Raw genomic sequence first — 25130 nt, 5'->3', positions numbered from 1 at the left:
CGTTTGCGCACCCGCCAAGCGGTTGCGCAACCCTGCTTCAGAGGTTAAGCGCGCCCGGTTCCCTCGACGCTGCGCTGGGCGAAGGCGCTCTCGTACAGGCAGACGGATGCCGCCGTCGCGAGGTTCATCGACTCAGCCAGGCCGTAGATGGGCACCGAGATGACCCGATCGGCGATCGCCAGATACTCGTCGCTGAGCCCGCGCGCCTCGTTGCCGAACAGCCAGGCACTTGCGGGGGCGAGCGCTCCGGCGACACGGGCGTCGAGCAGGCTCTCGCCCTTGATATCCGCAGCGAGCAGCTGAACGCCGGCCGCAACCAGCCGGGCCCGCACGTCGTCGAGCGTCGCCGAGACCGCGACCGGCACGTGGAAGAGCGATCCAGTGGTGGAGCGCACCACCTTGGGGTTGTAGAGATCAACGGTGCGCCCGGTGAGAATGACGGCGTCGACACCGGCAGCGTCCGCCGCGCGAATAATGGTGCCGGCGTTTCCTGGGTCTCGAACCTCCTCAAGCACCGCAATGAGGCGCGGCGCGGCCGCGAAGATCTCCTTGAGCGCAACGGGGAACTGCCGGCAGACGGCGACAACGCCCTGCGGCGTCACGGTGTCGGCCATGGAGCCGAGCACGTCCTCGGCGACGAAGGTGATGCCGAGATCGGCGCTCTGCGCCGCATCCGTCAGCTCGGGATGCCGCTCAAGTGCCGTGGGTGTGACGAAGAGGTCGACGAGCAGCTCTGGCCGGTACGCGAGCGCCTCGGTGACCGCCTGGGGACCCTCGAGCAGGAAGAGCCCGGTCTCAGCCCTGGCGGACCGTTTGGCGAGCTTGGCGACGGCGCGCACGCGGGGCGACCGGGGATTCTCCAGCATGTGCCGAGTCTATCGACGGCAGCACGGGCAGAGCGGATGCGCGAAGGAGGGGAAGCGCGTGACGCGCTCCCCCTCCTTCGCGACCGTTCGGTCGTATCGCCTGTTCGGCTACGCGGCCGGCTGTGCCTTCGGCGCCGACGTGTCTGCCGGCAGTGCCTTCTTCGCGGTCTCGACCAGAGCCGAGAACGTCGCGGGCTCGTTGACCGCGAGCTCGGCGAGGATGCGACGGTCGACCTCGACGCCGGCCAGGTTCAGGCCCTGGATCAGACGGTTGTAGGTCAGGCCGTTCTGGCGGCTCGCGGCGTTGATGCGCTGGATCCACAGGCGGCGGAAGTCGCCCTTGCGCGCCTTGCGGTCGCGGTAGCTGTAGACCAGCGAGTGGGTGACCTGCTCCTTGGCCTTGCGGTACAGGCGCGAACGCTGCCCGCGGTAGCCCTCGGCGCGCTCCAGGATGACCCGACGCTTCTTGTGGGCGTTGACCGCCCTCTTCACTCTTGCCATGTTCTTCTCTTCCTAGGTGTCGGGGGTTACTTGCCGAGCAGCTTCTTGGCCGTCTTCGCGTCGGCCGGGGACAGCACCTGCTCCTGGTTGAGGCGACGTTTGCGGTCGGTCGCCTTCACCTCGAGGTTGTGGCGCATGCCGGACTGCTGCTTCATGACCTTGCCGCTGCCGGTGATCTTGAAGCGCTTCTTGGCACCGGAGTGCGTCTTCTGCTTGGGCATTATTTCTCCTCGTTCGTCGCCTCGGAGGGCGAGGGGTTCTGGTTCTGTGCCTCGTCGGGCGAGGTGTTGTGCGCCTGCTTTGCGGCGGCACGGTGGGCGTTCGCCTCGGCCTTGGCCTCGGACTTGTTCTTCAACGGGCCGATGACCATGACCATGTTGCGACCGTCGATGGTGGGTGTGGACTCGACAGAGCCGAACTCGGCAACGTCTTCTGCGAAGCGCTGCAGCAGTTTGACGCCCATTTCGGGGCGGGACTGCTCACGGCCACGGAACAGGATCATGGCCTTGACCTTGTCACCGGCCTTGAGGAAGCCCTCGGCGCGCTTGCGCTTGGTCTCGTAGTCGTGCTTGTCGATCTTGAGGCGGAAACGAACCTCTTTCAGGATCGTGTTCGCCTGGTTGCGCCTGGCCTCCTTGGCCTTCTGCGCAGCCTCGTACTTGAACTTGCCGTAATCCATGATCTTCGCCACAGGAGGCTTGGAGTTGGGAGCGACCTCAACCAAGTCCAGATCGGCTTCCTGCGCGAGACGAAGGGCGACCTCGATTTTCACGACGCCGACCTGCTCTCCGCTTGGGCCGACGAGACGGACTTCGGGGACGCGGATACGGTCATTGGTACGGGGATCGCTGATGCGTTTCTCCTCTGCTTGAGCGATGTTCTTCAGCCACGCCGATCGGCGGTTGCCGTTCGGCGGCGAGAGAGGAGATTCACGCACCCTGGGACTCGCGATGTGCGTCTCGAACCCTGGCACGGCACCCTGGCTACCGTCTCGATCTGCACCGAGTCGGCGGAGTGCGAACTACCCGGTAACCTTGTAAGCGGTCAAGCGCGGGTGGGAGAATCTCCACTTTCGTACCGGGACATGAAGCCCCGGAGCCTGAGGCAGTCTAACAGAGGAACGTGAGTGAGCGACACATCCGGCGTCGATGCAACCGACGAAGCAACACGGGACATCGCGGAGGTGCCTGCCGTTGAGGTCATCACGACGACCGCCGTGCACCTGATGAGCGCGGCAGCCGTCAAATGCGGCCTCGCCGACGATCCAGGCGAGCAGATCGACCTCGACGAGGCGCGCAAGCTCATCACCGCGCTCGCCGGCCTCGTGACCGCCGCATCCCCTGAGATCGGCGACCACCACGCGCGCAGCCTGCGCGACGGGCTGCGGTCGCTGCAGCTCGCGTTCCGCGAGGCATCGTCAGTTCCCGACGCCCCGGGCAAGGGGCCGGGCGAGAAGTACACCGGGCCGGTGAACTGAGGCCAGCGAGCTGATCAGTCGAGCGGGTTGAGGATGCGGCTGAGGAACTGCCTCGTGCGCGCCTCGCGCGGCTCGGTGAAGAGTTGCTGCGGATGCCCGCGCTCCACGATCTCACCGCCGTCGAGGAACAGCACCTCGTCTGCGACCTGCCGCGCGAACGCCAGTTCGTGGGTCACGACGACCATGGTCCAGCCCTCGCGGGCCAGTGCCTGCATGACGCCGAGAACATCGCCGACGAGTTCAGGGTCGAGGGCGCTCGTCGGCTCGTCGAAGAGGATCACGTTGGGCCTGAGCGCGAGCGCACGGGCGATCCCCACGCGCTGCTGCTGGCCGCCGGAAAGGCGGAAGGGATAGACGTCGCGCTTGTCGGCGAGCCCCACCTTCTCCAGCAGCGCATCCGCTTCGGCTGTCGCCTCAGCAACCGAACGCTTCTGCACCTGAACCGGCCCCTCGATGATGTTCTCGAGAACCGTCTTATGGGGGAACAGGTTGTAGTGCTGGAAGACCATCGCCGAGCTGCGGCGCAGCCGGGTGATGCGGGCCTTGCCGACCGGCTGCGAGAAGTCGACCTCGAGTTCGTCGATGCGAACCGTGCCGGAATCGGCGATCTCCAGCGCGTTGAGACAGCGCAGCAACGTGGTCTTGCCCGATCCGGACGGACCGATGAGCACAACGACGCGCCCGACGCCGACCTCGAGGTCGATGCCGCGCAGCACCTCGTGGGCGCCGAAGGACTTGTGCAGCCCGCGGACGGCGAGGCGGGGTGCGGCGCGGGGCGCATCCGCTCTGCTGGCGTTCTCAGGCGTGGGCGACATAGCGGTCCAGTCTCTTCTCGATGGCCGACTGGCCGGCGGCGAGCAGCATGCAGATGAACCAGTAGACGACGGCCGCCTCGATGTACAGCACGAGGAACTCGCTGGATGCCGCCGCGATCTGCTGGGCCTCGCGGAACAGCTCGGTGACGAGGATCACCGAGGCGAGCGAGGTGTCCTTCACCAGGCTGATGAACGTGTTCGACAGGGGCGGCACTGAGACCCGCGCGGCCTGCGGCAGGACGATGCGGCGCATGGCCTGGCCCGTGGTCATGCCGATGGTGTAGCCGGCCTCCCACTGGCCGCGCGGCACGGCGAGGATGGCGGCGCGCACCACCTCGGAGGCATAACCGCCGACGTTGAGCGAGAGCGCGATGATGGCGCTCGGCCACGGATTGAGCGTGATTCCGAGCGACGGCAGCCCGTAGAACACGACGAAAAGCTGCACCAGCATGGGAGTGCCGCGGATGATCGAGACATACACGCGGGCGATTCCGCGCAGCACGCGGCTGCCCGAGAGCCGCATGAGCGCGATGACGATCGCGATGACGAGGCCGACCGCGAAGGTGACGAGCGAGAGCGGGATGGTCCCGGTCAGCCCGCCCAGCGCGATGGGCCCGAGGGAATGGATGACGAGATCCCAGTAGTACGGGAGCGTGCCGACCTCGGGCGTCACTCGTGCACGCCCGAGGGTCTCGACAGGATGCGGCGGCTCACGCGGCCTATTGTGACACGTCCTCGCCGAAGTACTTCTTCGAGATCTTCGCAAGCGTGCCGTCGGCGCGCAGTTCGGCGAGCGCCTTGTCGAAGTCCTTCGGAAGGGTGCTGCCCTTGCGGAAGGCGAAGGCGTTCTCTGCCGGGTCGTCCGCGGTGGCCGCGATGCGCAGCTTCACGTTCGGGTTCTGCTTCTCGTAGTCGAGGAGCGTGAGCTTGTCGTTGACGGTGGCGTCGATTCGACCCTGCTGCAGCAGCGCGATTGCCTGCGCCCAGCCCTCGACCGCCTCGACCTTGGCGCCCGACTTCTGCGCGAGCGCATACCAGTCGCTCGTGTTGGACTGCGCGGTCGTCTTGCCCTTGAGGTCGGCAAAGCTCGTGATGGACGTATCGTCGGCTCGGGTGATGATGACGCCGGGTGACACGGTGTATGGAGTGCTGAAGCTGTACTTGGCCTTGCGCTCAGGGGTGATGGACACCTGGTTGCCGATCACGTCGATGCGCTTGGAATCAAGGGCGGCGAAGATGCCGTCCCACTGCGTCTCGCGGAACGTCACCTTCACACCGAGCTTCTTGGCAACCGCCTTCGTGACGTCGACGTCGTAGCCGGTGAGCTGGTTCGTGGTGGTGTCGTGGTAGGAGAAGGGCTTGTACGTGCCCTCGGTTCCCACGACGATGCCCGTCGACGTCGCGGCCGCGGCCTTGAGGTCTGCGCTGCCCTGGACGTTCGACGCGCCCGTATCGCCCGAGCCGGTGGCCGAGCAGCCGACAAGCCCGAGTGTCAGGAGCGCGGCAATCGAACCGGCGACGGCGAGACGGAGTTTCATGATGGCCTTTCGTAAGACGGGAGACAAGCGGAACGCAACGGATGCGCGCCGCGCCCTGAGGGCGCGTCACGGTAAACGCGACGAACCGGGAGCGCATTCCCGTGTTACGTGGGGTTACGCCGCAGGGCCTCGAGTCGGCGGACCGCTCAGCTCGGCAGCAGCTGCACGCCGAGGGAGTCGACGCGCGTGGCGATGACGTCGTCGGACGCCCATCGCTGCGCGAGCCGGGCGAGCACGGCATCGAGCTCTGCCTCGGTGAGCCCCTGCACGAGCCGAAGCTGAACGATCAGCTCGGGTCCCGCGAGCCGCGCGTCCGCGTCGCCTGCGAGCAGGTCGATGCCGATCACGCCAAGCTCGGTGCCGATCGACGCGTCAAACGCCTCTCGCACGACGGGATCGGCATGAGGCGGGCGCCACGGCTCGCTTTTGGCCATCGCCCACACGGCGGGCCTGCGCACGGCGAACTCGGTGTCGCTTGTCGGGTCGAGGACGACGAGATCGGTCTGCTCGCCCGCCGCGGCGAGCGCCACCCGCACTCCGTCGGCCGGAACGGGCCGTGCCGTGGCATTCCACGCCTGCATCGCGGTCACCGACGAGAAGACGGGGAGCGCCGCGCGACCGTCCGGCGCCTCGACCGTCACGATGGCCAGCTCCTGAGTCTTGTCGACGGTGCGGCCGTGCTCATCGAGACCCGCCTCGCCGAGCTGGGCCACGAGCGGAATCAGAAGGCGCACGCCGCGCATGGCGTCGACCACCGCATCCGCTGCGACGCTGCCGGCGCGGAATTCGGCCAGCGCGCGTATCAGGCGCTCGGGGGCGCTGCCGTCATCGTCGCCGAAGTCGTTGCCGTCGAAATGCCGGCCCGCCCACGGCTGTCCAGCCGAGTCGGCGAGATTCCCGGACGCGGCTGGGTTCGCGGACCTGGCCAGGCTCGCCGCAATGTGCGCGGGGAGCGGCCTTGGGCCGTCAGTCTCCGGCGACATCCAGCGCCTCCGGCAGCGTGAACGCGCCGGCGTAGAGGGCCTTGCCGACGATCGCACCCTCGAGACCGAGCGGCACCAGTTCACGCAGGGCCGCGATATCGTCAAGATTCGAGATGCCGCCGGAGGCCACGACGGGCCGCTCCGTGCGCTCCATGACCTGGCGCAGCAGGTCAAGGTTGGGCCCCTGAAGAGTGCCATCTTTGGTCACGTCGGTGACCACGTACCGGGCGCAGCCCGCATCCTCGAGCCTGTTGATGACCTGCCAGAGGTCGCCGCCCTCCTTGGTCCAGCCGCGGGCAGCGAGTGTGGTGCCGCGCACGTCGAGCCCGACCGCGACCGCCTCGCCGTACTGCCCGATGACGTTCGCGGCCCACTCGGGGTTCTCGAGCGCGGCCGTGCCGAGGTTGATGCGCTTGGCCCCGATGCCCAGCGCGGACTCAAGGGACGCGTCGTCGCGGATGCCGCCGGAGAGTTCGACATTGACGCCCTTGACCTGCTTGATGACCTTCTTCAGAACCCCGTGGTTGTCGCCTCGCCCAAAGGCGGCGTCGAGGTCGACGAGGTGGATCCACTCGGCGCCCTGGTCGGCCCAGTCGGCCGCGGCATCGACCGGGTCGCCGTAGTTCGTCTCGCTTCCGGCCTCGCCCTGCGTCAGTCGCACGGCTTTGCCGCCCGCGACGTCGACGGCCGGCAGCAGCACGAGCCGCGGCATCCTGTTGAATTCGCTCATCATCATCCTCGTGTGGCGCGCCGGGTGCCCGTGCGCGGTGATCGCAGACGGCCGGCCATGTGCTGCCCGGCGCAGCCTCTAACTCTAGGCCACGGCGTGAACTACACGGCCCCCAGCCAGTTGCGCAGCAGACGGATGCCGGCTTCGCCGGACTTCTCGGGGTGGAACTGCGTGGCGCTGAGCGGCCCGTTCTCAACTGCGGCCAGGAAGCGGCTGCCGTGCTCGGCCCACGTCAGCACCGGCGGCTGGTGGCGGCCCGTAGCCTCGAGTTCCCACTCCTGCGCGGCGAACGAGTGCACGAAGTAGAAGCGCTCGTTGCGAATGCCGGAGAACAGCACCGACTCCTCGGGTGCATCGACCGTGTTCCAGCCCATGTGCGGCAGAATGTCGGCCTCGAGGGCGCGCACCTCCCCCGGCCACTCGCCGAGCCCGTCTGCGCGTGAACCGCGCTCAACGCTGCGCTCGAACAGCACCTGCATGCCGACGCAGATGCCGAGAACGGCCCGGCCACCCGCAAGTCTGCGACCGATGATCTCGTCGCCGTGCACCGACCGCAGGGCGTCGGCAACCGAGCTGAACGCGCCGACGCCGGGAACGACGAGGCCGTCCGCCTCCATGGCGGCGGTTCGGTCGTCGGTGAGTCGCACGCGGGCGCCGGCGGATTCGAGCGCTTTCGCCGCGGAGTGCACGTTACCCGTGCCGTAGTCGAACACGACGACGGATGGCGCAGTCACAGCGCACCCTTCGTCGAGGGCACGCCGGTGACGAGCGGGTCGAGCGCCTTCGCCTGGCGGAACGCGCGCGCGAAGGCCTTGAACTCGGCCTCCGCAATGTGGTGCGGGTCGCGGCCGCCGAGAACCCGGATGTGGGTGGTCAGCGCGGCGTTGAACGTGATGGCCTCGAAGACGTGCCGCACCATCGACCCGGTGAAGTGGCCGCCGATGAGGTGGAACTCGAAGCCCGCCGGCTCGCCAGAGTGCACGAGGTACGGTCGCCCCGAAATGTCGACGACGGCCTGCACGAGCGCCTCGTCGAGGGGCACGAGGGCATCACCGAACCGGGAGATGCCGCTCTTGTCGCCGAGCGCCTGGCGAAGAGCCTGGCCGAGCACGATGCCGACGTCTTCGGCCGTGTGGTGCACGTCGATCTCGATGTCGCCCTCGGCGCGCACGGTCAGATCGGTGAGCGAGTGGCGGGCGAACGCCGTGAGGAGGTGGTCGAAGAACGGCACCGAGGTGCGGATGTCGCTTTCGCCCGAGCCGTCGAGGTCGAGCGACAGCTCGATGCTGGACTCGCTCGTCTCTCGTCGAAGCTGGGCGGTGCGCGCTGACGGGCTCATGGTTCCCGATTTTAGCGGCACGCGCGCGCGTTACGCCGCCGACGGCGCCGGGGTCACTCCCCCGCAGGCGCGAACGGCTCCATGGCGTTCAGGAAAGCGGTGGTCTCCGCCTCCGTGCCCGCGGTGACGCGAAGGTGCCCGGGAATGGACTGGTCTCGAATGAGGATGCCCTGTGCGAGCAGCGCGTCGAACACCGCACGCGGCTCGGCGACCCCGCCGAAGAGTACGAAGTTGCTGCCGCTCGGGTACGGGTGGAAGCCCATCCGAGTCAGCTGGGTGATGATGCGATCACGCTGCGCAGCGATCTCGCCGACCATGGCGAGCATCTCGTCTGCGTGCCGGAGGGCCGCGCAGGCGGCCGCCTGCGTGAGAGCCGAGAGGTGGTAAGGCAGCCGCACGAGGCGCAGGGCGTCGATGAGTGCCGGGTCGGCGGCGAGATAGCCGAGGCGCACCCCCGCGAACGCAAACGCCTTGCTCATGGTGCGCGAGACCGCGAGGCGCTCGCGACCCTCGAGCAGGGTGACGGCCGACGGCGTGCCGGCCGGCATGAACTCGGCGTATGCCTCGTCGACGATCACGACACCGTCGGTGGCGTCGTAGACCGCCGTGACGACGTCGAGGTCGAGCGGCGTACCCGTGGGATTGTTCGGGGCGCACAGGATCACGATGTCGGGCCGCGCCTGGCGTACCTGTTCGGCCGCGCGGTCAGCGGTGAGCACGAACCCCTCTGCGCGAGACGCGGACACCCACTCGGTTCCGGTGCCCAACGCCAGGAGCGGGTACATGGAATATGTCGGCGAGAAGCCGAGGAGGCTGCGCCCTGGGCCACCGAACGCCTGCAGGAGCTGCTGCAGCACCTCGTTCGACCCGTTCGCGGCCCAGATGTTCTCCGGCCGCACCGCGTCGCCGAGATAGCCGGCCAGCGCCTCGCGCAGCGCCGTGAACTCCCGATCCGGATACCGATTGGCACCCCGCACTGCGGCGGCGAGGGCGCCGACGATGTCGTCAATGACGTCATCGGGAAGGCCGTGCGTATTCTCGTTGACGTTCAGCGCCACGGGGACGTGCAACTGCGGTGCGCCATACGGGGACTGGCCCCGAAGATCGTCACGAATCGGCAGGTCGGCGAGTGTGGTCACTCAGCACATGCTACCGGGCGTATTCGAGCGGAATCGCGATGCGCTGGCCCGGCGAGACGACCGTACTGGAGAGCTGGTTGAGCGAGACGATGTCCGCGATGACCTCGCGGGGGTCACTCGACGGCGCGATCCGCTCGGCGATGTTCCAGAGCGAGTCACCGTTCTGCACCGTCGCGTAGGTGAAGTGCGCCTGCGACCCGCCTGCAGCCAGAGCGCCGCCGCCGTTCAGTGAGAAAAACAGGGCGGCGGCAACGAGAGGGACGGAGACCAGGGCAGTCAGAACGACGCGCCCGCGCCGGGTCAGGTGAAGACGGGTGTGCGCCGCGGCCGGCCCAGAGGCTGATTCTCGTTGGCTCACACGTGGCTCGATCGTGACGCCTCTGGATGCCGAGCGCGCGGAAAGCGGGCCTGCTGTAAGGGTTGCCGTGCTCATGTCGTACGACCTCTCAGTCTCATCGCCCGCCTGTCGGCGTTGGGCGAATAGAACATCTGTTTCGAATATACCTTCGATCAATCGGCGCTGCAAGCCCCACCGCATCTCCTCCACAACACCCTTTCGCACGACACACTCGAACAGATGTTTGTCTCCGGCTGCCTGGGCGGATACAGTTTCGATTGTCTGAAGGAACACAATCAGGCACCACTGACATTCGCCATCCGCAGGATGGGGTCTTCGCGAAGGGACACAGGATGAGCGACAACGGAGTGGCGAAAGAACGAGGCGGAACCAGGCGGCGCAAGAACCTGAGCGACAAGCAGGTCGCCATCCTCGAGGTCATCGCGCAGTCCGTCGCCTCCCGCGGCTATCCGCCGAGCATGCGCGAGATCGGCGACGCCGTCGGCCTCGCGTCACTCTCAAGCGTGACCCACCAGCTCAACCAGCTGGAGCTGAGCGGCTACCTGCGCCGTGACCCGAATCGACCTCGCGCTCTCGAGATTCTCATCGACCTGCCGTCGAGCACATCCGTCGACGCGGATGCCGTGACGCCGGTTGGCGACGCCGCGATGGTCCCCCTCGTGGGCCGCATTGCCGCGGGCATCCCGATCACCGCCCAGCAGCAGATCGACGAGGTGTTCCCGCTACCTCGTCAGCTCGTGGGCAACGGCGACCTTTTCATGCTCAAAGTGGTGGGCGAGTCGATGATCGACGCCGCCATCTGCGACGGCGACTGGGTGGTCGTGCGCCAGCAGAAGACGGCCGAGAACGGCGATATCGTCGCGGCAATGCTCGATGACGAGGCGACCGTCAAAGTGTTCCGCCAGCGTGACGGCCACACGTGGCTGTTGCCCCGCAACAGCAACTTCGAGCCCATCCTCGGCGACTTCGCTGAGGTTCTCGGCAAGGTCGTCGCGGTGATGCGCGCGGTCTGAGCCGCTGGTCGCGGGCTCAGGCCTGCTGCGACGGACGGTACTCGCTGAAGATCGCTTCGGCATCCGGCATGACCAGGGCGCGAACGCGCGTGCCTGCCTCCACGTACTCGGTCGAGAGCACGCGACCTCGTTCGTGCAGCGCCGAGATGAGGTCACCGCGGTCGTATGGGATCACGACGTCGATCTCGACCGAGGGGTCTGGCAGCATCCGCTCTATTGCTGCCAGAACGTCGTCGATGCCCTCGCCGGTTCGCGCGGACGCAAACACGGCGCCCGGCTCGAGGCCACGCAGCACGAGCCTGTCGTCGTCACCGATGAGGTCGGCCTTATTGAAGACGATGAGCTCAGGGATGTCGCGCGCCCCGACCTCGCCGATCACGTCGCGAACCGTCGCGATCTGGCTGGCGGGATCCGGGTGCGAGGCGTCGACGACGTGCACGATGAGGTCGGCGTCCGCGACCTCCTCGAGCGTGGACCGGAACGCCTCGACGAGTTGGTGCGGAAGGTTGCGCACGAAACCGACGGTGTCGGTGAGCGTGTACAGGCGACCGTCGGAGGTCTCGGAGCGCCGCACGGTGGCGTCGAGCGTCGCGAACAGCGCGTTCTCGACGAGCAGGCCCGCTTTGGTGATGCGGTTCAGCAGGCTCGACTTGCCGGCGTTCGTGTACCCGGCGATTGCGACTGAGGGCACCTGGTTGCGGCGGCGGTTGGCACGCTTGGCTTCGCGCGCCGGCTTGAACCCGGCGATCTGCTTGCGCAGTCTCGCCATGCGTGTGTGGATGCGGCGGCGGTCGAGTTCGATCTTCGTCTCGCCGGGGCCGCGCGAGCCCATGCCGGCGCCCGCTCCGCCGACCTGGCCGCCCGCCTGGCGGGACATCGACTCGCCCCAGCCGCGCAGGCGCGGCAGCAGGTATTCGAGCTGGGCAAGCTCAACCTGGGCCTTGCCCTCGCGGCTCTTGGCGTGCTGGCTGAAGATGTCGAGGATCACCGCCGTGCGGTCGATGACCTTGACCTTCACCACGTCTTCCAGCGCACGGCGCTGGCTCGGTGCAAGCTCGGTGTCGGCGATCACGGTGTCGGCGCCGAGCGACGCGACAACGCCCCGCAGCTCGTCGGCCTTGCCGCGACCGAAGTAGGTGCTCGGGTCGGGATGCGGCCGTCGCTGCAGGAGGCCGTCGAGCACGACGGCGCCCGCGGTCTCCGCGAGCGCCGCAAGCTCGCGCATGGAGTTCTCGGCATCAGACTGGCTGCCCTGCGAGTACACGCCGATCAGCACCACGCGCTCGAGGCGCAGCTGCCGGTACTCGACTTCGGTGACATCCTCGAGCTCAGTGGAAAGTCCGGCCACGCGACGGAGCGCCGCGCGCTCCTCGCGGTCATACTGGTCACCGTCGTGGTCGCCGCGCTCGTCGCGGTTCGAATCGGGTGCGTGCAGTGCCTGGGCGCCCGTTGTGAAGAGTGAGTAGCCGCCCGCTCGGGCATCCGCATGCGCGAGCACGCGTTCGATCACGTCGTCGCCGCTCGCCGAACGAGCGGAATCGGCGCCGTCGCCGGCCACGCCGTTCTCACGGTCGTCGTTCGTTGCCTTCGTCATTCTCACCAAGCCTAGTTCCTCGTCTCGTGCGGTACGTTTCTAGCTATGCCCACCGGAGAGCACTACTTCACGTCGTCACCCGGGAGCGATCCGACTCCACGCCCGCTCACGGTGTCGCTCGCCGGCCGAACCCTCGAATTGAGCACCGTCGGCGGCATCTTCAGCCCCGACCGCATCGACAGCGGCACGCAGGTTCTGTTGCGCAACACTCCTGCTCCCCCTCCGGGCGGTGACCTGCTCGACCTCGGCTGCGGCTGGGGGCCGATCGCCCTCACGCTCGCTCTCGAGTCGCCCCATGCCAGAGTGTGGGCGGTCGACGTCAACCAGCGCGCCCTCGACGTCGTCAGGCGCAACGCGGACGCCGCCGGCCTCGAGAACGTCAACGCCGTGCTGCCCGGGGATGTTCCCGACGACGTGGCCTTCACGACCATCTGGTCGAACCCGCCGATCCGTGTCGGCAAGGACGAACTGCACAATCTGATGACCGGATGGCTGCCGCGGCTGGAGCCCGGCGCCGACGCATGGCTCGTCGTGCAGCGCAATCTCGGCTCCGACTCGCTGCAGCGCTGGTTGGCGACGACGCTGCCAGGACACTTCACCACGACGCGCGCCGCGACGGCCAAAGGCTACCGCGTGCTGCGCGTTCGCCGACGGGCGGACGGCCTCGAGGCCTAGACGAGCCGGAGATCTGAACGGGCTCGAGGCCTAGACGAGCCGGAGATCTGAACGGGCTCGATGCGCTCGATACCTAGACGAGCTCGAGGGAGCCGGAGAACGCCAGCTCGGCTGGCCCGGAGAGCGCGACGTGCTCACCGTCTTCCGTGGGGAACATGCGCACGCCGACGACCCCGCCCGGCACCTGCACGCGCCATTGGTCCGGCGCGCCGCTGCCCGCCCAGTGCCGCACGCCGAGAGCCGCGGCGGCCGCGCCGGTGCCGCACGAGAGTGTCTCTCCGCTGCCCCTCTCATGCACACGCATGCGGATGCGCCCGATGCCGTCTTTCACCAGCGGATCGGCGGGAACCACGAACTCCACGTTGGCCCCTGCTGTGGGCTGCGGCTCGAGTTGGGGCACGTAGCCGAGGTCGATTCCGTCGAGTTCGGCGTCGTCGGCCACTGCGACGACCACGTGCGGGTTGCCGACGTCGATGCCCAGCCCGGGGCGGGCGACCTCGAGCTCCCGCGCCCGCACGAGAGGTTCCCCACCGTCGAGAGACCAGCGGCCGAGGTCGACCTGGAAGCCGGTTCGGCTGCTCTGCACGTCGCGCACGCCAGCCCTCGTGCCGATTACGAGGGTGTCGCCGCCCGCGAGCTCGGCAAGCCCGTTCTCCAGCAAAAAGCGCGTGTAGACGCGGATGCCGTTGCCGCACATTTCGGCGATGCTGCCGTCGGCGTTTGAGTAGTCCATGAACCACTCGGCGGCCGGGTCCTCGCTCAGCGCGGCTTCGCCGGCAGGCAGGTTTCGAGAGCGCACGGCGCGGATCACACCGTCGGCTCCGACGCCGAAGTGCCGGTCGCAGATGTCGGCGATCTGGGCGGGCGTCAGATCGATCTCACCGTCAGGATCGGCGAACAGGACGAAGTCGTTGCCGGTCCCCTGACCCTTCGTGAAGTGGAGAGTTGTGGCCATTCGCCAAGTCTAGGGGCGCGCGTCGAGAGCCCGCATGGCCGCCTGGGCGACGCCCTGCGTGCCGGCATCCAGCCAGGATATGTGGCGGTAACGCTGAAACCAGCTGACCTGACGCCGCGCGTAGCGGCGGGTCAGTTGCTGCGTCGCGGCGATGGCAGACGCCTCATCGAGGCGGCCGCGCAGCTGGTCGAGCGCCTGCGCGTAGCCGATGCCGCGGCTGGCCGTCGATCCGCTCTCGAGGCCGGCCGGGATGAGTCGTGCGACCTCGTCGAGGAGCCCGTTGCGCCACATCGTCTCAACGCGGGCGTCGAGGCGCGCGGTGAGGTCGAGCCTTGGCATGCGCAGGCCGAGGACGCGCGCGGGCCTCCAGGGCGCCGGCTCGTCGGGCAGCGCTCCCCCGTGGCCGGAGGCCGCGAGCTCGTTCACCTCGAGCGCGCGCACGATGCGGCGCCCGTTGGCGGGATCGACCCGGTCGGCGGTTGCCGCATCGCGTTCGCGAAGGCGGGCGTGGAGCACGCCAGGACCGTGCTCGTTGAGCTCGCGCTCGAGGCGCGCGCGCACATCGGGGTCGCGCGGGGGGAAGGCGAAGTCGAAGATGACCGATGAGACGTACAGGCCGGATCCGCCGACGAGGATGGGCATGGCACCGCGGCCGATGATCTCGTCGATGATTCGTCTCGCCCGCGGCTGGTACCAGGCGACGCTCGCGTCGTCGCGCACCTCGAGCACGTCGAGCATGTGGTGCGGGATGCCGCGGCGCTCGGCCACCGGCACCTTGGCGGTGCCGATGTCCATGCCGCGGTAGAGCTGCATCGCGTCGGCGTTCACGATCTCGGCGCGGCCGCCCCGCGCGCGGATGCTCTCGGCGATGTCGAGGGAGAGGTCGGTCTTGCCTGTGCCGGTCGGGCCGACGATCGCGATCAGCTCGTGCCCGCGATGCGCGTCAGCGTTCGCCATCCGCCGGATCGTAAATGGGAGTGGTGGCGACGCGCAGGGAGGGAAGCCCGAGCGAGACCCTGCCTGCCTGTGGCTGGCTGCCGTGCGAGTCAACCGCGCAGGATTCGCTCTGGGCGCGATCCCATGCGTCGCCCGCCCGGGTGCGGCGGATCTGCAGCGGCGCCCCGGTGGGAGAATCTGCGAGGAGATGGAATGGCGCGGCCTGCGAGATTCTCGTCGTCACCATGTCGCCCGGGCGTGGAACGGGGCTGCCTGACGGCACCTCGAAGTGCACCAGGCGGCTGTCGCGGGCTCGCCCGGTGAGCCGGTGCGTCTCCTGATCCTTCTTGCCTTCACCGTTCGCGACGAGCAGTTCGACCTCGTGCCCGATGAGCCGCTGGTTCTCGAGCCAGGAGATTTCCTCCTGCAGGGCAGCGAGCCGCTCGTAGCGCTCCTGCACGATCTGCTTGGGTACCTGATCGGGCATGGTTGCGGCGGGAGTGCCTGGACGGATCGAGTACTGGAACGTGAACGCGGATGCGAAGCGCGCCTCGCGCACCACGCGAAGCGTGTCTTCGAAGTCCTCCTCGGTCTCGCCGGGGAACCCGACGATGATGTCGGTGCTGATCGCGGCATCCGGGATCTTCGCCCGAACCCGGTCGAGGATGCCGAGGAATTTCTGCGAGCGATACGAGCGGCGCATCGCCTTCAGGATTCGGTCGGAGCCGGACTGCAGCGGCATATGCAGCTGGGGCATCACGTTCGGGGTTTCAGCCATAGCGTCGATGACGTCGTCGGTGAAAGCAGCGGGATGCGGGCTGGTGAACCGAACGCGCTCGAGGCCCTCGATGGCGCCAGCCGAGCGTAAGAGCTTGCCGAACGCCTGACGGTCGCCGAACTCGACCCCGTACGAGTTCACGTTCTGGCCCAGCAGGGTGATCTCCACCACCCCGTCATCGACAAGAGCGTGCATTTCAGCGAGGATGTCGCCCGGGCGACGATCCTTCTCCTTACCGCGAAGCGACGGCACGATGCAGAACGTGCACGTGTTGTTGCAGCCGACCGAGATGGAGACCCAGCCGCTGTAGCTGGAATCCCGCTTGGTGGGCAGCGTGGAAGGGAACGTCTCGAGCGCGTCGTGAATCTCGATCTGCGCCTCATCGTTGTGGCGCGCACGCTCAAGCAGGCTCGGCAGCGATCCCATGTTGTGCGTGCCGAAGACGACGTCGACCCACGGCGCCTTGTCGAGAATGACCCCCTTGTCCTTCTGGGCGAGACAGCCGCCGACAGCGATCTGCATACCCTCGTGGCGGCGCTTGACCGACGCGAGGTGGCCGAGGTTGCCGTAGAGCTTGTTGTCGGCGTTCTCGCGCACGGCGCACGTGTTGATGACGACGACGTCGGCCTCGGCGCCGTTCGCGGGCACGTAGCCTGCGGCCTCGAGCGAGCCGCTCAGGCGCTCAGAGTCGTGCACGTTCATCTGACAGCCGAAGGTGCGCACTTCATAGGTGCGCGAATGACCGGCCTCGTCCCTGGCCGCGGGCGACGGTGCGATCACGACGCCGTGAGGTGTAGTGCTGCTCATAGTGGCACTAGTTTACGTGCGAGCACGCGATGGCCTCACACGAATCGAACGCCGGAGGAACGCCGTGTTGCCATTGCCGCCTGAACCGCCTGCCGCACCGTGGATGAGCCGTAGCCCTTGCGAGCGAGATAGCCGTTCAACCGACGCTCAGCCACCTCGTCATCCACGCTGCGCAACTGCGGAACGCGCTTCAGCGCGAGTTCCGTGGCGCGCTCGAGCTCATCGTCTTCCGCAATCTCCGACAGGGCGTCTTCGATGATTGCCCCATCGATGTGGCGTCGCCTCAGCTCCTGCGCAATGGCGGCACGGCCGAGGCCACGCCGCGTGTGCTGTGTATAGACCAGCGTCACGGCCAACGCCGCGTCGTCCAACAGCCCGACGCTTTCGAGCCGGTCGAGCTCGGCCGCGGCCAGGTGCGGCTCCACCTCGCGCTTGGCGAGCACTTGCTCAAGCTCCCACCGGGACATGCCACGCCTCGCCAGCTGATGCATTGAGACATTCGATGCCTTGGTCTTCTCCCTGGTCTTTTCCCCAATGGGACGCGCCTCGGACGAGCCGCGTTCCTCACCCGGCACGGCCCAGGTCGGCTGCTGCTGGGCGCTGGGGAGGTAGCTCACGGGCGCCAGATGCTCGTGAGCGGAGTCATCCGAAGGATGGAAACTCACCATGTCGGCGTGCTCCTTGCGTTGTGCCGCCCGCTATGCGCCCTTGCGTGCTGCCAGCTTGTCGGTGATCGAGTCGACCGTTCCCTCGGCCACGGCCGCGGTAGCGTTCGGGTCGGCGACGATACCGAGCTTGACCTTGATCTTCTGCTCGATCTCGTTCGCGATGTCGGGGTTGGCGATCAGGAAGTTGCGCGAGTTCTCCTTGCCCTGACCCAGCTGGTCGCCCTCGTAGGTGTACCAGGCACCGGACTTCTTGACGATGGCGTGCTCCACGCCGAAGTCGAGGAGGCTGCCCTCACGGGAGATCCCGACGCCATACAGAATGTCGAACTCGGCCTGCTTGAATGGCGGCGCCATCTTGTTCTTGACGACCTTGACGCGCGTGCGGTTACCCACAGCATCCGTCCCGTCTTTCAGCGTCTCGATACGACGGATGTCAAGACGCACGGAGGCGTAGAACTTGAGCGCCTTACCACCGGCCGTGGTCTCGGGGCTGCCGAAGAACACGCCGATCTTCTCGCGCAACTGGTTGATGAAGATCATGGTGGTGTTGGTCTGGTTGAGACCGCCGGTGAGCTTGCGCAGCGCCTGCGACATGAGACGGGCCTGGAGGCCGACGTGCGAGTCACCCATCTCGCCTTCGATCTCTGCGCGGGGAACGAGGGCGGCGACCGAGTCGATCACGATGAGGTCGATGGACCCGCTTCGCACAAGCATGTCGGCGATCTCGAGCGCCTGCTCGCCCGTGTCGGGCTGTGAGACCAGAAGCGAGTCGATGTCTACGCCGAGCTTCCTGGCGTACTCGGGATCGAGCGCGTGCTCAGCGTCGACGAAGGCGGCGATGCCGCCCGCGCGCTGCGCGTTCGCAATGGCGTGCAGGGTCAGCGTGGTCTTACCTGAGGATTCCGGCCCATAGATTTCGACGATGCGGCCGCGCGGCAGGCCACCGATTCCGAGCGCCACGTCGAGCGCGATGGAACCGGTGGGAATGACCTCGACCGGTGCACGCTCGTCGCTGCCGAGGCGCATGACCGAGCCCTTGCCGAACTGGCGGTCGATCTGGGCGAGGGCCGTTTCAAGGGCCTTCTCGCGGTCGGCTGATGATGGCATGTGACGACTCTTTTCTCCTGGGCTTCACTGACGAGACCGACTGTACGCGGAGGCTCCGACATTCCGGTCGCACGGCCCGGTGAACGGTGGAGAATGCCCCGCCGAACGCCGCTGTGAAGAGCGTATCAAGAACCGAACGTATCTTCGAGACTGCGCCCCTCGGCGTGTCGTACATTCCTGCGGGTCAGGATGCCGGTTTCGGCGCAGGAAGGCCCGCTCCGTACCAGCGGGAGCGCGGCACGTCAGTGGCCGCGCAGACCGCGAGCCAGACATCACGCGCGGGCACGCCGGCCGCCAGCGCCGCCTCCGGCGTGCGTTGGCCGAGCTCAGGGATCACGAGGTCGCGCATGACGACGCCGCCGTAGGCGAGGCCGAACTCATCGTCGATCGCCCGGCGGAACTCGCTCAGTCGCATGGGATCACCTTAGGGGTTGGGGCGGGTGGGGTTTCGAGACGCGATTCGCGCTCCGGGCCCACGTAGAGGCGTGGGTTTCGAGACGCGCTTCGCGCTCCGGGGCCAACGTGGTCGGGATATGAGAGAAGGGCGCTTCCGGCAACCGCCGGAAGCGCCCTTCATGCCTTGATACGGTGCTCAGCGTGCGACGAGATCGACATCCATTGCCGAGACGAACTCGTCTGGCACCGTGTCGGGGATCATCGGTTCGATGCCCTCGAGCACGGCCAGGCGGTCCCCCACCTCACGCATGATGACCGAGATCGGCGTCTCGAGTGCGTCGGCCACCGAGGCGAGGATCTCGCTCGACGCCTCCTTCTGACCGCGCTCGACCTCGCTCAGGTAACCGAGCGCCACGCTTGCCCTACTGGCGACCTGCCTCAGGGTCCGGCCCTTCTGCAGGCGGAAGTCCCTGAGTACGTCGCCGATTTCCTGACGTACGAGAATCATTGGAGCCTCCCCTTCTTTACCTGCCTGCCGTCGACGTCTATTGCTGTTGGAATGCCCCACATTACACGCATCCCTTACCCACAACATTAATCGAAAGCGACTGGAGTTTTGTTGTGAACCATCGGCTGTAACGGCCCCATCGTGAGTCGTATTCCCGTGATGACGGTTCAGGAGAGCTCAGAGCCGAGCCACTTCCTCCTGCAGTTCGGCGACCGCGTGCGCGACGACCGCGGCACGGATGCGCGCCCGGTCCCCGGTCAGCTGCAATGAGACCACCCGCGACCCCCGTGGCGAGTCGATTCCGACGAAGACCGTTCCGGGCGCGCGGCCGGATTGCCAGGCGGGGCCGGCGACGCCGGTGGTTGAGACGCCGATATCCGCCGGCCTGCCGGAGACGGCGAGACGATGGCGCACTCCCGCTGCGAGTTGGGCCGCAACCGCCGGATGCACCGGGCCGTGCTCTGCCAGCAGCTCTGAATCGACGGCGGCGAGCGTGTGCTTCAGCTCAGTGGCGTACACCACGAGGCCGCCCAGGATCGCGGCCGATGCGCCGGCCGGCCGGGTCAGTTCGGCGGCGAGCGCTCCGCCCGTGAGCGACTCCGCGAGCGCTACGGTGAGGCCGCGCGCGGTGAGTTCGGCGATGAGGTCGGCTGCCGCATCCGCTGGCCTTGCGCCGTGCTCAGCCATGGCGGGACCGGCGGCTGCGAACAAGGTTGACGACGTACTCGAGGCCCGTGACGACGGTGAGGATGACGGCGATCGTCATGAGGATGCCGTTGACCCAGTAGATCCAGTCACCGAAGAACAGCCACAGCGGCACAAGCGCGAACGAGATGGCCACCGACTGCATGACGGTCTTCAGCTTGCCCCCGCGCGACGCGGCGATGACGCCCTCGTTGATGACGAGGAAGCGCATAAGCGTGATGCCCCATTCGCGAACGAGGATGACGATGGTCACCCACCACGGCAGCTCAGCGAGGATCGACAGCGCCACCAGGGCCGCGCCGGTGAGGATCTTGTCGGCGATCGGGTCGAGCAGCTTGCCGAGCTCGGTGACGAGGCCGCGGCCTCGGGCGATCGCGCCGTCGACGCCGTCGGTCGCGATGCCGACGATGAAGAGCACCGCCGCGATCCAGCGCATGGGGCCGTCGGCGCCGGCATCCGCCAGAAGAAGCCAAAGGAATACCGGCGCAAACAGGATCCGCACGATCGTGATGAGGTTCGGCAGGTTCCAGTTGCTCGGCGGGAGGGCGGCGCCGGGCTCGTCGGCGCCGTCGGCGTGCGTCATGCGGTCAGTCCCTGCCGGTCAGTTGCCAGGCATCCTCGTCTGAGGGCCCATCTTCTTCAGGGTAGCCCACCGTCTGCGCGGCGACCGGGTCGTCGCCGTAACGGTCATCCGGGGCGTGGGGGTGGGTCGGATCGGATGCGGCGGCAGAGCCGCCCGGGCTTGCCGCCCCACCGGTACCTGCCGGGCCATCCTCGCCGCGAAGCCGCGCGAGCACGCCGGGCAACTGCTCGGCGGTCACGAGCACGTCGCGCGCCTTGGACCCCTCCGACGGCCCGACGATCTCGCGCGATTCGAGCAGGTCCATGAGTCGGCCCGCCTTGGCGAACCCGACGCGCAGCTTGCGCTGCAGCATAGAGGTGGAACCAAACTGCGTCGAGACCACGAGCTCGGCGGCCGCGAGCAGAAGCTCCAGGTCGTCGCCGATGTCGGAATCGATCGCCTTCCTCTCGGTTGCCGCCGCGACATCCTGCCGGTATTCGGGGCGCGCCTGCGCGGTCACGTGCTCGACAACCCGCGCGATCTCGCCCTCGCTCACCCACGCGCCCTGCACGCGAATCGACTTCGAGGCGCCCATGGGAAGGAACAGCGCGTCTCCCTGGCCGATGAGCTTGTCGGCGCCCGGCTGGTCGAGGATCACGCGGGAATCGGTGACACTCGTGACGGCGAATGCCAGGCGCGACGGGATGTTGGCCTTGATGAGGCCGGTGACGACGTCGACGCTCGGGCGCTGCGTGGCGAGGACGAGGTGGATGCCGGACGCGCGCGCGAGCTGCGTGATGCGCACGATCGAATCCTCCACGTCACGAGGCGCGACCATCATGAGGTCAGCGAGCTCATCGACCACCACGAGGAGGTAAGGGTACGGCTTGAGCACGCGCTCGCTGCCGGCAGGCAGCACGATCTCGTTGTTCACGACGGCCTTGTTGAAGTCGTCGATGTGACGGAACCCGAAGCTCGCCAGGTCGTCGTAACGCATATCCATCTCTTTGACGACCCACTGCAGCGCCTCGGCCGCCTTCTTGGGGTTCGTGATGATGGGAGTGATGAGGTGCGGCACGCCCGCGTAGATGGAGAGCTCGACTCGCTTCGGGTCGACGAGCACCATGCGCACGTCGGCCGGCTTGGCGCGCATGAGCAGACTCGTGATCATCGAGTTGACGAAGCTCGACTTGCCCGAACCCGTCGCCCCCGCGACGAGAAGGTGCGGCATCTTCGCCAAGTTGGCGACGACGTACCCGCCGCCCACGTCTTTGCCGACGCCGATCGTCATGGGATGCGCGCTCTTGGTCGCGGCGGAGGAACGCAGCACGTCACCGAGCGAGACCGTCTCGCGATCAGAATTAGGGATCTCGATGCCGATCGCACTCTTGCCCGGGATGGGCGAGAGGATGCGCACCTCGTTGCTCGCCACCGCGTACGACAGGTTCTTGCTGAGAGCCGTCACGCGTTCGACCTTGACGCCGGGCCCGAGCTCGACCTCGTACTGCGTGACCGTCGGCCCGCGCGAGAAGCCCGTGACCTTCGCGTCGACCTTGAACTGCTTCAGCACGTCGGTGATCGCCGCCACCACATCGTCGTTCGCCTGCGACCTGCTCTTGGCAGGGGTACCCGCCGACAGCGTGGAGACCGACGGCAGTCGGTACGGGGCAGGCGGGGCGGGCGGGGCTGCGGCAGCGTTGCCGACAGCGGATGCCTCGGGGCCGGTGCCGCCGTTGGGGCCTGCCACAGCATCCGTCTCATCGTCGTGCAGCCCGCTAGCGCCGAGCGAGTCAGCCTCGCCCGTGAAGCGCTTGAGCGCGTCTTCTGCCTGTTTGAGCTCGGAGATGACCTCGGTCTTGTAGTGGTCGTCGTCGGGATCGGGCACGGGCTGCTCGAGCACCGAGTCGAACTCGCCTCCCCCGGCAACCGCCGGGCCGAGAAGGTCGGTGAACGATTGCGCGATGGGGCTGTCGTACGCCGGGTCTTCCTCACGCTGGGACTTGTTGCGACGCCACCACGGGAGGGGCCCGCCTGGCGAGGACTCGTCGTCGGCCGCGTCGTCGCCGAGTCCGTCCAGCTCGACCTGTGTGGTCTTGGAGGCCTTCGCCGCCTGCTTCTCCTCCTGCCGCTCCTCTTCAGTGGGCAGCTGCGCCCCGAAGAGGTACGCATACAGCTCGCGTGAGCGCGCACCGATCTTGTTAGGCGGCGTCTTGGTGATGATGAAGAGACTCAGCGCAAGCAGGGCGATCACGACGATGGTGGCGCCGACGCCCGTGATGAGGGCGATGAGCGGCGCAGCGATCATCCAACCAATGATGCCTCCCGCTCGAGCCAGCGTCGGCATGCCCTCGCTCGGCTCGGGGTGGCCGCTGAAGATGTGGCAGAGACCGGAGACCGTGACGAGCAGCAGGATGAGGCCGATGCCGATGCGCGTGTTGTCGTGCACGGAGCTCGGATGCCGAAAGAGCCACACGGCGAAGATGAGCATGATGACCGGGAGCGCGAACGCGACGCGGCCGAAGAGGCCACCGAAGGTCCAGGCGTCGAGGGTCTGGGCGACGGAGGCGTTGATGAAGAACCATTCGACGACCGCACCCGCGACAGCGAGCAGAACGACGAAGAACGGCAGTCCGTCTCGGCGTTCCTCTTTCTCGAGCTTCTCGGGGCCGAGTGCCCGCGCCGCGCCGCCGGTCAGGTGCGCCAGGCCCATCCAGATGCGCCCGGCAAGGGACGGCCTCTGCTCTGCCGCCGGGTACTTGACCGTCTTCTGCGCGGATGTCTTGCTCGGACTCTTGCGCCCGGACGATCCCCGCGTGGACGCCCCCCGGGCGCGCGAGGTCGACTTGGTGCTCGTAGCCATGAAATAAACGGTACCTTCCGCCACCGTCATCGACGGTTAGCCCGGACCGGGTGTCACGTCAGCGGATGAAACCGCTTAGGCCTCGATGACGAGCGGCACGATCATCGGGCGGCGGCGGTAGCTCGTCGACACCCAGCGGCCGACCGTGCGGCGCACGACCTGGCTGAGGGCGTGCGGGTCGCGCACCCCGTTCTGCGCCGCCTCGGTGAGCGCCGCCTGGATCTTCGGCTTGACGGTGTCGAAGACCTTGTCGTCTTCGGCGAAGCCCTTCGCGTGGATCTCCGGACCCGTGATGATGCGCCCCGTCGCCGCCTCGACGACCACGATGATCGAGATGAAGCCCTCCTCGCCGAGGATCCGGCGATCCTTGAGGTCGGCATCCGTGATCTCGCCAACGCTCGACCCGTCGACGTAGACGAAGCCGAGGTCGAGCTGACCGACGATGCGCGCGACGCCATCCTTCAGGTCGATGACGCTGCCGTCCTCCGCGAGGATCGTGTTCTCGGTGGGCACCCCCGTGTCTTGCGCCAGCTTGGCGTTCGCCACCAGGTGGCGGTACTCGCCGTGCACGGGCATCACGTTCTTCGGCTTCAGGATGTTGTAGCAGTACAGAAGCTCGCCGGCGGCCGCGTGGCCGGAGACGTGCACCTTCGCGTTGCCCTTGTGCACGACGGTCGCGCCGAGCTTGGTGAGCCCGTCGATGACGCGATACACGGCGTTCTCGTTGCCGGGGATCAGGCTCGACGCGAGAATGACGGTGTCGCCGTCGCCCACCTCGATCTGGTGGTCGAGGTTGGCCATGCGCGCGAGCACCGCCATCGGCTCGCCCTGCGAACCGGTCGACATGTAGACGATCTTGTTGTCGGGAATGTCGCCGGCCTTCTTGAAGTCGATGAGCACACCCTCCGGCACCCTGAGGTAGCCGAGCTCGGCGGCAATCCCCATGTTGCGCACCATCGAGCGGCCCAGCAGCGCCACCCGGCGCCCGTTGGCGTGGGCAGCGTCGAGCACCTGCTGAACCCGGTGCACGTGGCTCGAGAAGCTCGCGACGATGACGCGCCGCGGCGCCCGGGCGATCACGTTGTCGAGCACGGGACCGATCGAGCGCTCAAGCGCGGTGAACCCCGGCACGTCCGCGTTCGTCGAGTCCACGAGGAACAGGTCGACGCCCTTCTCCCCCAGCCTGGCGAAGGCCCGCAGGTCGGTGAGCCGGTCGTCGAGCGGCAGCTGGTCCATCTTGAAGTCGCCGGTGTGCAGCACGACGCCGGCGGCGGTGGTGATGGCCACGGCGAGCGCATCCGGAATCGAATGGTTGACGGCCACGAATTCGAGGTCGAATGGGCCCAGCTTCTCGCTCTGCCCCTCGTGCACTGTGAGGCTGTACGGCGTGATGCGGTGCTCCTTGAGCTTCGCCTCCACGAGCGCGAGCGTGAGGCCGGAGCCGATGAGCGGGATGTCCGCGCGCAGCTTGAGCAGGTACGGCACGGCGCCGATGTGGTCCTCGTGGCCGTGTGTGAGCACGATTCCCACGATGTCTTCGAGGCGGTCGCGGACGGGCGCGAAATCGGGCAGGATCAGGTCGACTCCTGGCTGGTTCTCTTCCGGGAACAGCACGCCGCAGTCGACGATGAGGATCTTGCCGTCGATCTCGAACACCGTCATGTTGCGCCCGATCTCGCCGAGCCCGCCGGTGGGGATGACGCGCAGGGTTCCCGGCGTGAGAGCGGGCGGATCAGAGACGAGATTGGGCATGGGCCCTCCAGTTGTCGTACATGTGCAGTTGTCGTGTGCGCGAGGCGCGTGTCGGTCGATGTCGATGA

Annotated in this window: 28 protein-coding genes; 3 read left to right on the top strand and 25 right to left on the bottom strand. The window is 67.5% G+C overall.

Annotated features, from left to right (window positions below):
* Positions 1-44 precede the first annotated feature (44 nt).
* From OSC27_RS03420 to infC, 4 genes are all read right to left on the bottom strand, one after another.
* Complete coding sequence (locus tag OSC27_RS03420) at positions 45-866, bottom strand: TrmH family RNA methyltransferase (protein WP_267180006.1); 822 nt, start codon at positions 864-866, stop codon at positions 45-47.
* A 108-nt stretch (positions 867-974) separates the two neighbouring features.
* Positions 975-1367: a 50S ribosomal protein L20 gene (gene rplT, locus OSC27_RS03415; protein WP_267180005.1), complete on the bottom strand. Its 393-nt coding sequence runs from the start codon at positions 1365-1367 to the stop codon at positions 975-977.
* 26 nt (positions 1368-1393) lie between these two features.
* The gene (gene rpmI / locus OSC27_RS03410) at positions 1394-1588 is read right to left on the bottom strand and encodes a 50S ribosomal protein L35 (RefSeq protein WP_267180004.1); all 195 of its coding nucleotides are present in this window, start codon (positions 1586-1588) and stop codon (positions 1394-1396) included.
* Entirely contained in the window at positions 1588-2220 is a 633-nt protein-coding gene (gene infC, locus OSC27_RS03405; RefSeq protein ID WP_267180413.1) for a translation initiation factor IF-3, read from the bottom strand. Before infC ends, rpmI begins: the two co-directional genes overlap by 1 nt.
* 273 nt (positions 2221-2493) lie before the next feature.
* Here infC and OSC27_RS03400 point away from each other — a divergent pair, with 273 nt between their 5' ends.
* Entirely contained in the window at positions 2494-2844 is a 351-nt protein-coding gene (locus OSC27_RS03400; RefSeq protein WP_267180003.1) for a DUF1844 domain-containing protein, read from the top strand.
* Positions 2845-2858: 14 nt separating this feature from the next.
* On the opposite strand, the gene OSC27_RS03395 is transcribed toward OSC27_RS03400, so the two are convergent.
* From OSC27_RS03395 to OSC27_RS03355, 9 genes are all read right to left on the bottom strand, one after another.
* On the bottom strand, positions 2859-3659 hold the full coding sequence (locus OSC27_RS03395; RefSeq protein ID WP_267180002.1) for an amino acid ABC transporter ATP-binding protein: 801 nt from the start codon (positions 3657-3659) through the stop codon (positions 2859-2861).
* On the bottom strand, positions 3643-4332 hold the full coding sequence (locus OSC27_RS03390; protein WP_267180001.1) for an amino acid ABC transporter permease: 690 nt from the start codon (positions 4330-4332) through the stop codon (positions 3643-3645). Before OSC27_RS03390 ends, OSC27_RS03395 begins: the two co-directional genes overlap by 17 nt.
* 46 nt (positions 4333-4378) lie before the next feature.
* Positions 4379-5197 carry an amino acid ABC transporter substrate-binding protein gene (locus tag OSC27_RS03385; protein ID WP_267180000.1) on the bottom strand — a complete coding sequence of 273 codons (819 nt, stop codon included), beginning with the start codon at positions 5195-5197 and terminating at the stop codon, positions 4379-4381.
* Between the two features lie 146 nt (positions 5198-5343).
* Entirely contained in the window at positions 5344-6180 is an 837-nt protein-coding gene (locus OSC27_RS03380) for an SseB family protein (protein WP_267179999.1), read from the bottom strand.
* Positions 6164-6910, bottom strand: coding sequence for a bifunctional 1-(5-phosphoribosyl)-5-((5-phosphoribosylamino)methylideneamino)imidazole-4-carboxamide isomerase/phosphoribosylanthranilate isomerase PriA (gene priA, locus OSC27_RS03375; protein WP_267179998.1), 747 nt, complete (start codon positions 6908-6910; stop codon positions 6164-6166). Before priA ends, OSC27_RS03380 begins: the two co-directional genes overlap by 17 nt.
* Before the next feature lie 101 nt (positions 6911-7011).
* Entirely contained in the window at positions 7012-7644 is a 633-nt protein-coding gene (hisH, locus tag OSC27_RS03370) for an imidazole glycerol phosphate synthase subunit HisH (protein WP_267179997.1), read from the bottom strand.
* Complete coding sequence (gene hisB, locus OSC27_RS03365; protein WP_267179996.1) at positions 7641-8249, bottom strand: imidazoleglycerol-phosphate dehydratase HisB; 609 nt, start codon at positions 8247-8249, stop codon at positions 7641-7643. Before hisB ends, hisH begins: the two co-directional genes overlap by 4 nt.
* Positions 8250-8302: 53 nt before the next feature.
* Positions 8303-9388, bottom strand: coding sequence for a histidinol-phosphate transaminase (locus OSC27_RS03360; protein ID WP_267179995.1), 1086 nt, complete (start codon positions 9386-9388; stop codon positions 8303-8305).
* Positions 9389-9398: 10 nt separating this feature from the next.
* Complete coding sequence (locus OSC27_RS03355) at positions 9399-9746, bottom strand: LysM peptidoglycan-binding domain-containing protein (RefSeq protein ID WP_267179994.1); 348 nt, start codon at positions 9744-9746, stop codon at positions 9399-9401.
* 332 nt (positions 9747-10078) lie between these two features.
* Here OSC27_RS03355 and lexA point away from each other — a divergent pair, with 332 nt between their 5' ends.
* The gene (gene lexA / locus OSC27_RS03350) at positions 10079-10759 is read left to right on the top strand and encodes a transcriptional repressor LexA (RefSeq protein WP_267179993.1); all 681 of its coding nucleotides are present in this window, start codon (positions 10079-10081) and stop codon (positions 10757-10759) included.
* 16 nt (positions 10760-10775) lie between these two features.
* Here lexA and hflX read toward each other — a convergent pair whose 3' ends face one another.
* Entirely contained in the window at positions 10776-12353 is a 1578-nt protein-coding gene (hflX, locus tag OSC27_RS03345) for a GTPase HflX (protein ID WP_267179992.1), read from the bottom strand.
* Between the two features lie 45 nt (positions 12354-12398).
* On the opposite strand from hflX, the gene OSC27_RS03340 reads away from it, so the two are divergent.
* Positions 12399-13028 carry a class I SAM-dependent methyltransferase gene (locus tag OSC27_RS03340; RefSeq protein ID WP_267179991.1) on the top strand — a complete coding sequence of 210 codons (630 nt, stop codon included), beginning with the start codon at positions 12399-12401 and terminating at the stop codon, positions 13026-13028.
* A 73-nt stretch (positions 13029-13101) separates the two neighbouring features.
* Here OSC27_RS03340 and dapF read toward each other — a convergent pair whose 3' ends face one another.
* From dapF to OSC27_RS03285, 11 genes are all read right to left on the bottom strand, one after another.
* On the bottom strand, positions 13102-13983 hold the full coding sequence (gene dapF / locus OSC27_RS03335; protein ID WP_267179990.1) for a diaminopimelate epimerase: 882 nt from the start codon (positions 13981-13983) through the stop codon (positions 13102-13104).
* Positions 13984-13992: 9 nt separating this feature from the next.
* Entirely contained in the window at positions 13993-14940 is a 948-nt protein-coding gene (miaA, locus tag OSC27_RS03330) for a tRNA (adenosine(37)-N6)-dimethylallyltransferase MiaA (protein WP_267179989.1), read from the bottom strand.
* A complete protein-coding gene (miaB, locus tag OSC27_RS03325) occupies positions 14927-16504 on the bottom strand; it encodes a tRNA (N6-isopentenyl adenosine(37)-C2)-methylthiotransferase MiaB (RefSeq protein ID WP_267179988.1) in 1578 nt (525 codons plus the stop codon). The genes miaA and miaB overlap by 14 nt, the downstream gene beginning before the upstream one ends.
* A gap of 35 nt (positions 16505-16539) precedes the next feature.
* A complete protein-coding gene (locus OSC27_RS03320) occupies positions 16540-17079 on the bottom strand; it encodes a regulatory protein RecX (RefSeq protein WP_267179987.1) in 540 nt (179 codons plus the stop codon).
* Between the two features lie 123 nt (positions 17080-17202).
* The gene (gene recA / locus OSC27_RS03315; RefSeq protein WP_267179986.1) at positions 17203-18279 is read right to left on the bottom strand and encodes a recombinase RecA; all 1077 of its coding nucleotides are present in this window, start codon (positions 18277-18279) and stop codon (positions 17203-17205) included.
* A gap of 184 nt (positions 18280-18463) precedes the next feature.
* Positions 18464-18694 carry a DUF3046 domain-containing protein gene (locus tag OSC27_RS03310; protein WP_267179985.1) on the bottom strand — a complete coding sequence of 77 codons (231 nt, stop codon included), beginning with the start codon at positions 18692-18694 and terminating at the stop codon, positions 18464-18466.
* A 177-nt stretch (positions 18695-18871) separates the two neighbouring features.
* Positions 18872-19183 carry a helix-turn-helix domain-containing protein gene (locus OSC27_RS03305; RefSeq protein WP_267179984.1) on the bottom strand — a complete coding sequence of 104 codons (312 nt, stop codon included), beginning with the start codon at positions 19181-19183 and terminating at the stop codon, positions 18872-18874.
* A 177-nt stretch (positions 19184-19360) separates the two neighbouring features.
* Complete coding sequence (locus OSC27_RS03300) at positions 19361-19870, bottom strand: CinA family protein (RefSeq protein WP_267179983.1); 510 nt, start codon at positions 19868-19870, stop codon at positions 19361-19363.
* Entirely contained in the window at positions 19863-20471 is a 609-nt protein-coding gene (gene pgsA, locus OSC27_RS03295; protein WP_267179982.1) for a CDP-diacylglycerol--glycerol-3-phosphate 3-phosphatidyltransferase, read from the bottom strand. Before pgsA ends, OSC27_RS03300 begins: the two co-directional genes overlap by 8 nt.
* A gap of 4 nt (positions 20472-20475) precedes the next feature.
* Positions 20476-23310: an FtsK/SpoIIIE family DNA translocase gene (locus OSC27_RS03290; protein WP_267179981.1), complete on the bottom strand. Its 2835-nt coding sequence runs from the start codon at positions 23308-23310 to the stop codon at positions 20476-20478.
* A 75-nt stretch (positions 23311-23385) separates the two neighbouring features.
* Positions 23386-25062 carry a ribonuclease J gene (locus OSC27_RS03285; protein WP_267179980.1) on the bottom strand — a complete coding sequence of 559 codons (1677 nt, stop codon included), beginning with the start codon at positions 25060-25062 and terminating at the stop codon, positions 23386-23388.
* Positions 25063-25130 lie beyond the last annotated feature (68 nt).

It is taken from the genome of Microbacterium sp. STN6, from assembly GCF_026410545.1.
Classification (GTDB): domain Bacteria; phylum Actinomycetota; class Actinomycetes; order Actinomycetales; family Microbacteriaceae; genus Root112D2.
Note: the sequence above shows the minus strand (reverse complement) of the source record. Positions and strands in the feature narration are given on the sequence as shown.

Coding starts and splice junctions, on each gene's coding strand:
- pgsA (WP_267179982.1), bottom strand. CDS start 20,471: ATGACGCACGCCGACGGCGCCGACGAGCCCGGCGCCGCCCTCCCGCCG.
- OSC27_RS03385 (WP_267180000.1), bottom strand. CDS start 5,197: ATGAAACTCCGTCTCGCCGTCGCCGGTTCGATTGCCGCGCTCCTGACA.
- OSC27_RS03310 (WP_267179985.1), bottom strand. CDS start 18,694: ATGCGACTGAGCGAGTTCCGCCGGGCGATCGACGATGAGTTCGGCCTC.
- rplT (WP_267180005.1), bottom strand. CDS start 1,367: ATGGCAAGAGTGAAGAGGGCGGTCAACGCCCACAAGAAGCGTCGGGTC.
- lexA (WP_267179993.1), top strand. CDS start 10,079: ATGAGCGACAACGGAGTGGCGAAAGAACGAGGCGGAACCAGGCGGCGC.
- OSC27_RS03380 (WP_267179999.1), bottom strand. CDS start 6,180: ATGTCGCCGGAGACTGACGGCCCAAGGCCGCTCCCCGCGCACATTGCG.
- dapF (WP_267179990.1), bottom strand. CDS start 13,983: ATGGCCACAACTCTCCACTTCACGAAGGGTCAGGGGACCGGCAACGAC.
- rpmI (WP_267180004.1), bottom strand. CDS start 1,588: ATGCCCAAGCAGAAGACGCACTCCGGTGCCAAGAAGCGCTTCAAGATC.
- miaB (WP_267179988.1), bottom strand. CDS start 16,504: ATGAGCAGCACTACACCTCACGGCGTCGTGATCGCACCGTCGCCCGCG.
- priA (WP_267179998.1), bottom strand. CDS start 6,910: ATGAGCGAATTCAACAGGATGCCGCGGCTCGTGCTGCTGCCGGCCGTC.
- OSC27_RS03305 (WP_267179984.1), bottom strand. CDS start 19,183: ATGATTCTCGTACGTCAGGAAATCGGCGACGTACTCAGGGACTTCCGC.
- miaA (WP_267179989.1), bottom strand. CDS start 14,940: ATGGCGAACGCTGACGCGCATCGCGGGCACGAGCTGATCGCGATCGTC.
- hflX (WP_267179992.1), bottom strand. CDS start 12,353: ATGACGAAGGCAACGAACGACGACCGTGAGAACGGCGTGGCCGGCGAC.
- OSC27_RS03290 (WP_267179981.1), bottom strand. CDS start 23,310: ATGGCTACGAGCACCAAGTCGACCTCGCGCGCCCGGGGGGCGTCCACG.
- hisB (WP_267179996.1), bottom strand. CDS start 8,249: ATGAGCCCGTCAGCGCGCACCGCCCAGCTTCGACGAGAGACGAGCGAG.
- OSC27_RS03340 (WP_267179991.1), top strand. CDS start 12,399: ATGCCCACCGGAGAGCACTACTTCACGTCGTCACCCGGGAGCGATCCG.
- recA (WP_267179986.1), bottom strand. CDS start 18,279: ATGCCATCATCAGCCGACCGCGAGAAGGCCCTTGAAACGGCCCTCGCC.
- OSC27_RS03420 (WP_267180006.1), bottom strand. CDS start 866: ATGCTGGAGAATCCCCGGTCGCCCCGCGTGCGCGCCGTCGCCAAGCTC.
- OSC27_RS03395 (WP_267180002.1), bottom strand. CDS start 3,659: ATGTCGCCCACGCCTGAGAACGCCAGCAGAGCGGATGCGCCCCGCGCC.
- OSC27_RS03285 (WP_267179980.1), bottom strand. CDS start 25,062: ATGCCCAATCTCGTCTCTGATCCGCCCGCTCTCACGCCGGGAACCCTG.
- OSC27_RS03300 (WP_267179983.1), bottom strand. CDS start 19,870: ATGGCTGAGCACGGCGCAAGGCCAGCGGATGCGGCAGCCGACCTCATC.